Source organism: Streptomyces sp. NPDC057253 (assembly GCF_042669125.1).
Classification (GTDB): Bacteria; Actinomycetota; Actinomycetes; order Streptomycetales; family Streptomycetaceae; genus Streptomyces.
Genome location: NZ_JBHUXV010000212.1, coordinates 1 through 9,821, shown reverse-complemented (window position 1 = coordinate 9,821; position 9,821 = coordinate 1). Strand labels below are relative to the sequence as shown.

At 72.6% G+C, this 9,821-nt stretch carries 5 protein-coding genes, 1 pseudogene and 1 riboswitch; all 6 genes and pseudogenes read left to right on the top strand.

Annotation, left to right across the window (positions count from 1 at the left end; translation table 11 throughout):
* The first annotated feature begins 95 nt into the window (after nucleotides 1-95).
* Nucleotides 96-239: riboswitch (cobalamin riboswitch) on the top strand.
* A 97-nt stretch (nucleotides 240-336) separates the two neighbouring features.
* Nucleotides 337-1,281 carry a cobalamin biosynthesis protein gene (locus tag ACFULQ_RS47005; RefSeq protein ID WP_383557389.1) on the top strand — a complete coding sequence of 315 codons (945 nt, stop codon included), beginning with the start codon at nucleotides 337-339 and terminating at the stop codon, nucleotides 1,279-1,281.
* Nucleotides 1,278-2,786, top strand: coding sequence for a cobyric acid synthase (locus tag ACFULQ_RS47000; protein WP_383557386.1), 1,509 nt, complete (start codon nucleotides 1,278-1,280; stop codon nucleotides 2,784-2,786). Before ACFULQ_RS47005 ends, ACFULQ_RS47000 begins: the two co-directional genes overlap by 4 nt.
* On the top strand, nucleotides 2,783-6,439 hold the full coding sequence (gene cobN, locus ACFULQ_RS46995) for a cobaltochelatase subunit CobN (RefSeq protein ID WP_383557383.1): 3,657 nt from the start codon (nucleotides 2,783-2,785) through the stop codon (nucleotides 6,437-6,439). Before ACFULQ_RS47000 ends, cobN begins: the two co-directional genes overlap by 4 nt.
* Entirely contained in the window at nucleotides 6,436-8,430 is a 1,995-nt protein-coding gene (locus ACFULQ_RS46990; protein WP_383557380.1) for a putative cobaltochelatase, read from the top strand. Before cobN ends, ACFULQ_RS46990 begins: the two co-directional genes overlap by 4 nt.
* The gene (gene cobO / locus ACFULQ_RS46985; protein WP_383557377.1) at nucleotides 8,430-9,029 is read left to right on the top strand and encodes a cob(I)yrinic acid a,c-diamide adenosyltransferase; all 600 of its coding nucleotides are present in this window, start codon (nucleotides 8,430-8,432) and stop codon (nucleotides 9,027-9,029) included. Before ACFULQ_RS46990 ends, cobO begins: the two co-directional genes overlap by 1 nt.
* A pseudogene (locus ACFULQ_RS46980) lies at nucleotides 9,029-9,787 on the top strand (cobyrinate a,c-diamide synthase); the annotation flags it as partial. The gene cobO and the pseudogene ACFULQ_RS46980, both read left to right, overlap by 1 nt.
* Nucleotides 9,788-9,821 lie beyond the last annotated feature (34 nt).

Here is a 9,821-nt window from a genome sequence, read left to right as displayed (position 1 = left end):
GAACTTCGGTTTCCGTGCCCGCCCGGCCGTCTTCCATGACCGGTGGTGTGGGGTTCTGCACACTCCCCCGCCGCAGGTCAACAGCAAGTTGACGGGTCTCGAAGGCCCGTGGTGGACTGCCGGAGCCATATACGGCGGCAGGAGAGGAAGCCGGTGCGAATCCGGCGCGGTCCCGCCACTGTCACCGGGGTAGACACCCCCGGGAGCCAGGAACTCTCGCCGCCGGACTCGTCGAACCAGGGCGTGGACACCCTGAGTGAGGACATGACGCGATGCTCGCCTGCCGATCCACCAGCAGCACCAGGCCGTTGAACGACCCCGCGATCGGCTGACCCGGTGCGTGCCGATCGCGTCTTCGCGTACGGCGCCGCCGCCGGTCTGATCGGTGACCTCCTGCTCGGTGACCCGCGACGCGGGCACCCGGTCGCCGTGTTCGGGCGGGCCGCAGGTGCCGTGGAGCGGGTGCTGTGGCGGGACCACCGGGGCTGGGGCGCGCTGCACACCGCCGTGTGCGTGGGCGGCGCCGTGGCTCTGGGTGCCGTGGCGCAGCATGTCGTACGGCCGTCCCGTACCGCTTCCGTCGCTCTGACCGCGGCCGCCACCTGGGCCGTGGTGGGCGGGACTTCGCTGGTGCAGGAGGCCCGGGTCATCGGGCGGGCGCTGGAGGCCGGGGACGTCGAGGCGGCCCGGGAGCGGCTGCCGCATCTGTGCGGGCGGGATCCGCAGGCCCTCGACGCCGACGGGATCGCCCGGGCCGTCGTCGAGTCCGTCGCCGAGAACACCTCCGACGCCGTCGTGGGGGCCCTTGTGTGGGGCGCCGCCTGTGGGGTGCCGGGGCTGCTCGGGTTCCGGGCCGTCAACACGCTGGACGCCATGGTGGGTCACAAGTCGGCCCGGTACCGGCGGTTCGGGTGGGGTTCCGCCCGGCTCGACGACCTCGCCGGGTGGCCGGGGGCGCGGCTGACCGCCGTACTCGCGACGGTCGCCGGGGAGGATCCGCGGGGTGCCGTGCGGGCCTGGCGGGAGGACGCCGACAAGCATCCGAGCCCCAACGCCGGGCCGGTGGAGGCCTCCTTCGCGGGAGCGCTCGGGGTGCGGCTCGGCGGGACGCTCTCGTACGGGGGGCGCGTCGAGCACCGGCCGGTGCTGAATCGGGAAGGGCGCGCCGTGGCGTCGTACGACATCGAGCGTGCCGTACGGCTGTCGCGGCGCGTCGGGCTGCTCGCGCTCGGTGCCGGTGCGGTCGCCGCGCGGCTGATCGGGAAGGGGCGTACGGCATGAGCGGGGGGCTTCTCGTCGCCGGTACCACCTCGGACGCCGGCAAGAGTGTCGTCACGGCCGGGATCTGCCGGTGGCTGGTGCGGCAGGGGGTGAAGGTCGCGCCGTTCAAGGCGCAGAACATGTCCCTCAACTCCTTTGTGACGCGGGAGGGTGCCGAGATCGGGCGGGCCCAGGCCATGCAGGCGCAGGCGTGCCGTATCGAGCCGACCGCGCTGATGAATCCCGTGCTGCTCAAGCCCGGTGGGGAGCAGAGCAGTCAGGTCGTGCTGCTCGGCAAGCCGGTCGGCGAGTTGAGCGCGCGGGGCTATCACGGCGGGCGGCAGCAGCGGTTGCTCGGGACCGTGCTCGACTGTCTCGCCGAGTTGCGGGGCACGTATGACGCGGTGATCTGTGAGGGGGCCGGCAGTCCCGCCGAGATCAATCTGCGGCGGACCGACATCGTGAACATGGGCATCGCCCGCAATGCCGGGCTGCCCGTGCTGGTGGTCGGGGACATCGACCGGGGCGGGGTCTTCGCCTCGTTCTTCGGGACGGTCGCGCTGCTCAGCCCCGAGGACCAGGCGCTCGTCGCCGGGTTCCTCGTCAACAAGTTCCGCGGGGACGTCTCGCTGCTCGAACCCGGGCTCGACATGCTCCACGGGCTCACCGGGCGGCACACGTACGGCGTGCTGCCCTTCCGGCACGGGCTGGGCATCGACGAGGAGGACGGACTGCGGGTGTCCCTGCGGGGCACCGTCCGCGAGTCCGCCGTGAGCCCTCCGGTCGGTGAGGACGTGCTGCGGGTCGCCGTCTGCGCGATCCCGCTGATGTCCAACTTCACCGACGTGGACGCCCTGGCCGCCGAACCGGGTGTCGTGGTGCGGTTCGTGGACCGGGCGGAGGAGATGGCCGACGCCGATCTCGTCGTCATCCCCGGAACCCGGGGCACGGTCAGGGCACTTGAGTGGCTGCGCGAGCGGGGGCTCGCGGACGCGCTCGTCAGAAGGGCCGCCGAGGGGCGGCCGGTCCTCGGCATCTGCGGCGGGTTCCAGATCCTCGGCGAGCACATCGAGGACGACGTCGAGAGCCGGCGGGGCGAGGTCGAGGGGCTCGGTGTGCTGCCCGTCCGGGTGCGGTTCGCGCGGGAGAAGACCCTCACCCGGCCGGTCGGCGAGGCCCTCGGGGAGCCGGTCGAGGGGTACGAGATCCATCACGGGGTCGCTCAGGTCGGCGGCGGAGAAGCCTTCCTGGACGGCTGCCGGGTCGGCCAGACCTGGGGCACGCACTGGCACGGCTCGCTGGAGTCGGACGGGTTCCGGCGCGCCTTCCTGCGGGAGGTGGCGGCCGCCGCGGGCCGACGCTTCGTGCCCGCCCCCGACACCTCGTTCGCCGCGCTGCGCGAGGAGCAGCTCGACCGGCTCGGCGACCTGATCGAACAGCACGCGGACACGGACGCGCTGTGGCGGCTCATCGAGTCCGGCGCGCCGCAAGGACTGCCTTTCATTCCACCGGGAGCGCCCGCATGAGCACAGTGTTGTTGTTGTCGACCGCCGACACGGACCTGCTGGCGGCCCGGGCCGCCGAGGGTGCCGACTACCGGATCGGCAATCCGACCCGGGTGGACGTGGCGCAGGAGCTGCCGGCGCTGATCGAGGGCGCGGACATCGCCGTCGTACGACTGCTCGGCGGCAAGCGGGCCTGGGAGGACGGACTGGCCGCGCTGCGGGCGTCCGGCATCCCGACCGTCCTGCTCGGCGGGGAGTCCGTGCCGGACGCCGAGCTGATGGCGGAGTCGTCGGTGCCGGCGGGTGTCGTCGCCGAGGCGCTGAAGTACCTCGTGGAGGGCGGCCCCGCGAACCTGGAGGAACTGGCCCGGTTCCTCTCCGACACCGTGCTGCTGACCGGTGAGGGCTTCGTCGAGCCGCGCAAGATGCCGGAGTTCGGCGTCCATGGCTCGTACGCCGTCCAGGAGGGCCGCCCGACCGTCGGCGTGCTCTTCTACCGGGCCCATGAACTCAGCGGCAACACCGCCTTCGTGGACACCCTGTGCGAGCAGATCGAGGCCAAGGGGGCCAACGCCCTTCCCGTGTACTGCGGTTCGCTGCGCGGGGCCGACGCCGGGCTCTACGAGATCCTCGGCCGCACGGACTCCCTCGTCGCCACCGTCCTCGCCGCGGGCGGCACGCACGCCTCCGAGGCGTCGGCGGGCGGGGACGAGGAGGCCTGGGACATCGGGGCGCTCGCCGAGCTCGACGTGCCGGTGCTGCAAGGGCTCTGTCTTACGTCCTCCCGCGCGGCCTGGGACGGGTCCGACGCCGCCCTCTCCCCCATGGACGCGGCCATGCAGGTCGCGATCCCGGAGTTCGACGGGCGGCTGATCACCGTGCCGTTCTCCTTCAAGGAGCAGGGGCCCGACGACGTCCCGGTGTACGTGGCCGACCCGGAGCGGGCCGCGCGGGTGGCCGGGATCGCAGTACGGCACGCGAAGTTGAAGCACAAGGCGAACGCCGAGAAGAGGCTGGCGCTGGTCTTCACCGCCTACCCGACCAAGCACTCGCGGGTCGGCAACGCGGTGGGGCTGGACACGCCCGCCTCGGCGGTGCGCGTGCTGGACGCGCTGCGTGCTGCCGGGTACGCGGTCGAGGGGCATCCGGACAACGGCGACGAGTTGATCCACCGGCTCATCAACGCCGGTGGCCACGACGTCGAGTGGCTCACCGAGGAGCAGCTCGCGGCGGCGCCCGCGCGGGTGCCGCTCGCGGACTACCGGGCCTGGTTCGACCAGCTGGACCCGTCGCTGCGGGACGCGATGCTGGAGGCTTGGGGCGAGCCGCCGGGCTCGCTGTACGTCGACGGGGACGACATCGTGCTGGCCTCCCTCCAGTTCGGGAACGTCGTCGTGATGATCCAGCCGCCGCGCGGCTTCGGGGAGAACCCGATCGCGATCTACCACGACCCGGACATGCCGCCGTCGCACCACTACATGGCGGCCTACCGCTGGTTGGATAACTCCTTCGGCGCCGACGCGATCGTCCACATGGGCAAGCACGGCACGATGGAGTGGCTGCCCGGCAAGGGGCTCGGCCTCAGCGGGAGTTGTGCGCCCGACGCGGTGCTCGGTGAGCTGCCGCTGATCTACCCCTTCATCGTCAACGACCCCGGCGAGGGCACCCAGGCCAAGCGGCGCGGGCACGCCACCGTCGTGGACCACCTGGTGCCGCCGATGGCGCGGGCCGACACCTACGGCGACCTGGCCAAGCTGGAGCAGCTGCTCGACGAGTACGCGCTCGTCTCCGACCTGGACCCGACGAAGGCGCCTGCCGTGCGGGCGCAGATCTGGACGCTGGTCAAGGCGGCCGAGCTCCATCACGACCTGCATGTCGAGGACCAGCCGGACGACGACGCCTTCGACGAGTTCGTCATGCACATCGACGGCTATCTGTGCGAGATCAAGGACGTGCAGATCCGGGACGGGCTGCACATCCTCGGTGGCGGGCCGGTCGACGAGGCCCGGGTCAATCTGGTGCTCGCCGTGCTGCGGGCCTCGCAGGTGTGGGGCGGACAGGCGAACGCCCTGCCGGGGCTGCGGGCCTCGTTCGCCGCTCACATCGGCCTGGACGAGAAGGAGTTGCTCGCCGAACCGGGTGCGCCGGTGAAGGTGCCGGTGGAGCTGTCGGACCTCGTCGAGGGCCCGGCGCGTACCGCCGCCGACGCGATCGACCTGCTGGAGCAGCTGTGCCGGCGGGTCGCGGAGGGGATGGAGGCACGGGAGTGGGACGCCTCCGTCGTCCCGGCCGTCCTGCGGGGCGTGCTCGGCGTCGAACTCCCCGACGGGATCGCCGTGTTGGAGTTCGCCTGCAACGAGGTCGTGCCGCGGCTCGCCCGTACCAGCGACGAGATCGACCACATCCTCAAGGCGCTGGACGGCGGTTACGTCCCGGCGGGGCCCTCCGGCTCCCCGACCCGCGGGCTCGTCAACGTCCTGCCGACCGGCCGGAACTTCTACTCCGTCGACCCCAAGGCCATCCCGTCCAGGCTGAGTTGGGAGGTCGGGCAGTCGCTCGCCGACTCGCTGGTGCAGCGGTATCTCCAGGACACCGGGGAGTACCCGAAGTCCGTGGGCCTGACGGTCTGGGGCACCTCCGCGATGCGTACGCAGGGCGACGACATCGCCGAGATCCTGGCGCTGCTCGGCTGCCGTCCGGTGTGGGACGAGGCCTCCCGGCGGGTGACCGGCTTCGAGGTGATCGGCCTGGCGGAGCTGGGCCGGCCGCGCATCGACGTCACCGTGCGGATCTCCGGCTTCTTCCGGGACGCGTTCCCGCACGTGGTCGGGCTGATCGACGACGCGGTGCGGGCCGTGGCCGAGCTGGACGAGCCCGCCTCGTCCAACTACGTGCGCGCCCACGCCGACGAGGACACCGCCGAGCACGGCGACCGGCGGCGGGCCACGGCCCGGGTCTTCGGGTCCAAGCCGGGGGCGTACGGGGCGGGTCTGCTGCCGCTGATCGACGCCCGTAACTGGCGTTCGGACGCCGACCTCGCCGAGGTGTACGCGGTGTGGGGCGGCTACGCCTACGGGCGCGGGCTCGACGGGCGGGCGGCGCGCGGGGACATGGAGACGGCGTTCAAGCGGATCAACATCGCCGCGAAGAACGTCGACACCCGGGAGCACGACCTCGTCGACGCCGACGACTACTTCCAGTACCACGGCGGCATGGTCGCCATGGTCCGGCACCTGACGGGCGCCAACCCCGAGGCCTACGTGGGTGATTCGGCGACTCCGGACCAGGTGAAGACGCGGACGCTGGGTGAGGAGACGCACCGGGTGTTCCGGGCCCGGGTGGTCAACCCGCGCTGGATGGCGGCCATGCGCCGGCACGGCTACAAGGGCGCCTTCGAGATGGCGGCGACCGTGGACTACCTCTTCGGGTACGACGCCACGGCGGGCGTGGTCGACGACTGGATGTACGAGAAGCTCAGCGCGGAGTACGTCTTCGACGCGGAGAACCGGGACTTCATGAAGAAGTCCAACCCGTGGGCGCTGCGGGGCATCACGGAACGGCTCCTGGAGGCCGCCGACCGCGGACTGTGGGCCGAGCCGGACGCGGAGACGCTGGAGTGGCTGCGGGCCACCTATCTGGAGCTCGAAGGCGACCTGGAGGGCGACGACCAGTGACCACCCCCTTCCCTTTCACGGCCGTTGTCGGCCAGGACGACCTGCGGCTCGCGCTGCTGCTGAACGCGGTCTCGCCGGCGGTCGGCGGGGTGCTGGTGCGCGGCGAGAAGGGCACCGCCAAGTCGACGGCCGTGCGCGCCCTTTCGGCGCTGCTGCCACAGGTCCCGGTCGTCGCCGGGTGCCGCTTCTCCTGTGACCCCGCCGCGCCGGACCCGTCGTGCCCGGACGGCCCGCACGAGCCCGGCAACGGCTCCACGCGCCCCTCCCGCATGGTCGAGCTCCCGGTCGGCGCCTCCGAGGACCGGCTGGTCGGCGCCCTCGACATCGAGCGGGCGCTCGCGGAGGGCGTCAAGGCCTTCGAGCCGGGCCTGCTGGCCGACGCGCACCGCGGGATCCTCTACGTCGACGAGGTCAACCTCCTCCACGACCACCTGGTCGACCTGCTGCTCGACGCCGCCGCGATGGGGGCGTCGTACGTCGAGCGCGAGGGCGTGTCCGTGCGGCACGCCTCGAAGTTCCTGCTGGTCGGCACCATGAACCCCGAAGAGGGCGAGCTGCGGCCGCAGTTGCTCGACCGGTTCGGGCTGACCGTCGAGGTCGCGGCCTCGCGGGAGCCGGACCAGCGGGTGGAGGTGGTCCGGCGCAGGCTCGCCTACGACGACGATCCGGCCGGTTTCGCGGCCCGTTGGGCGGCCGAGGAGGCTGCCGTACGGCAACGGGTCGTGGCCGCGCGGGAGTTGCTGCCGTCGGTGCGGCTGGGCGACGGGGCGCTCCGGCAGATCGCGGCGACCTGTGCCGCGTTCGAGGTGGACGGCATGCGGGCCGACATCGTGATGGCGCGCACGGCGACCGCGCTGGCCGCGTGGGCCGGGCGGACCGACGTGCTCGCGGAGGACGTACGGCAGGCCGCGCTGCTCGCGCTGCCGCACCGCAGGCGCCGCAATCCCTTCGACGCGCCCGGACTCGACGAGGACAAGCTCGACGAGACGCTGGAGGAGTTCAGCGGCTCCGACGACGATGACCAGCCGGATCCGGACGGTCCTGGTGGGGGTGGGCAGCCGCCCTCGTCGGACGGGCCGCAGGCGGACGGGGGTGGGTCCGGCGCTCAGCCGGAGGCCGGTGAGGGCGGCGAGCCGCAGCCTTCCGGGGCCGGCTCCGGGGAGCAGTCCGCCGTACGGGCTGCCGAGCCCTTCCGTACGAAGGTGCTCAGCGTTCCAGGGCTCGGCGACGGTGCCGCCGGGCGGCGGTCGCGGGCGCGGACCGAGCACGGGCGGACGACCGGGGCGCGGCGGCCGCAAGGGGCCCTCACCAAGCTGCACTTGGCCGCCACCGTGCAGGCGGCGGCGCCGCATCAGCGGGCCCGTGGGCGCTCGGGACGCGGTCTCGTCGTGCGGCGGGACGATCTGCGGCAGGCGACGCGGGAGGGGCGCGAGGGCAATCTCGTGCTGTTCGTCGTCGACGCCTCGGGGTCGATGGCGGCGCGGCAGCGGATGAGCGCGGTGAAGGGGGCCGTGCTGTCGCTGCTCCTCGACGCGTATCAGCGGCGGGACAAGGTGGGTCTGGTGACCTTCCGGGGGACGGCCGGGGAGGTGGCACTGCCGCCGACCTCGTCGGTGGACGTGGCGGCGGCCCGGCTGGAGACCCTGCCGACCGGCGGGCGCACCCCGCTCGCGGCCGGGCTGCTGCGGGCGCACGAGGTGCTGCGGGTGGAGCGGTTGCGGGATCCCGCGCGGCGGGCGCTGGTCGTCGTGGTGACCGATGGGCGGGCCACCGGCGGGCCCGAGCCGGTCGCTCTCGCGGGGCGGGCGGCTCGGCTGTTCGCCGCCGACGGCGTGGCCTCCGTGGTCGTCGACTGCGAGTCCGGGCCGGTGCGGCTGGGACTCGCCGGGCAGCTCGCCGGTGAACTGGGCGGTACGGCGGTGACGTTGGACGAGTTGCGGGCCGACTCGATCGCCGGACTGGTGAAGGACGTACAGAGGAGGGCCGCGTAATGCCTCAGGGGCAGCCGAGTGTTGTGCCGGACGACGGTCTGACGACCCGTCAGCGTCGTAATCGGCCGCTGGTAGTCGTGCACACCGGGATCGGGAAGGGGAAGTCCACCGCCGCGTTCGGGCTTGCTCTGCGCGCCTGGAACCAGGGGTGGCCCATCGGGGTGTTCCAGTTCGTCAAGTCGGCGAAGTGGAAGGTCGGCGAGGAGAACGCGCTGCGGGTGCTGGGGGCGTCCGGTGAGGGCGGGTCCGTCGACTGGCACAAGATGGGTGAGGGCTGGTCGTGGGTGCAGCGCGATCAGCAGATGGACAACGAGGAGAAGGCCCGGGAGGGCTGGGAGCAGGTCAAGCGGGACCTGGCTGCGGAGACCTATCGGCTGTACGTGCTCGACGAGTTCGCCTATCCCATGCACTGGGGGTGGGTGGACACCGATGAGGTCGTGGAGGTGCTGCGGAACCGGCCGGGGACCCAGCATGTGGTGATCACCGGGCGGAACGCTCCCGAGAAGCTCGTCGCGTTCGCTGATCTCGTCACCGACATGTCCAAGGTCAAGCATCCGATGGACGCGGGGCAGAAGGGGCAGCGGGGTATCGAGTGGTGATGTCCTCCTCCGTCTCCGTCCCTCGGCTGGTCATCGCCGCGCCGTCCTCCGGCAGCGGCAAGACGACCGTCGCCACGGGGTTGATGGCCGCGTTCGCCGCGCGGGGGCTTGCCGTGTCCCCGCACAAGGTGGGGCCGGACTACATCGATCCCGGGTATCACGCGCTCGCGACCGGGCGGGTGGGGCGGAATCTCGACGCGTACCTGTGCGGGCCGGGGCTGGTGGCTCCGCTGTTCCTGCATGGGGCGCGCGGGGCTGACATCGCCGTCGTCGAGGGCGTGATGGGGATGTTCGACGGGGCCGCCGGGGAGGGGGAACTGGCGTCCACCGCGCAGGTCGCCAAGCTGCTGCGGGCGCCGGTGGTGCTGGTGGTCGACGCCTCGTCGCAGTCGCGGTCCGTGGCGGCTCTGGTGCACGGGTTCGCCTCGTGGGATCCGGAGGTGCGGGTCGGGGGCGTGATCCTGAACAAGGTCGCGTCCGATCGGCATGAGGCGTTGTTGCGGGAGGCGTTGGAGTCCGCCGGGGTGCCGGTGTTCGGGGTGTTGCGGCGGGTGGGGCAGGTGGAGACGCCGTCGCGGCATCTGGGGTTGGTGCCGGTCGCTGAGCGGCGGGGGGAGGCGGTGGACTCCGTCGCGGCGATGGCGGAGCAGGTCGCTCAAGGGTGCGATCTGGAGGCGTTGGTCGGGCTGGCGCGGAGTGCGGGCGCGTTGACGTGTGCGGCCTGGGACGCGGCTGAGGTCCTGGGGGCTGCGCCCCCAGACCGTTGACGTGTGCGGCCTGGGACGCGGCTGA

What these genes read in the sequence shown, in the direction of transcription:
- cobO (WP_383557377.1), top strand. Translation starts at nt 8,430, where the DNA reads ATGCCTCAGGGGCAGCCGAGTGTTGTGCCGGACGACGGTCTGACGACC.
- ACFULQ_RS47000 (WP_383557386.1), top strand. Translation starts at nt 1,278, where the DNA reads ATGAGCGGGGGGCTTCTCGTCGCCGGTACCACCTCGGACGCCGGCAAG.
- cobN (WP_383557383.1), top strand. Translation starts at nt 2,783, where the DNA reads ATGAGCACAGTGTTGTTGTTGTCGACCGCCGACACGGACCTGCTGGCG.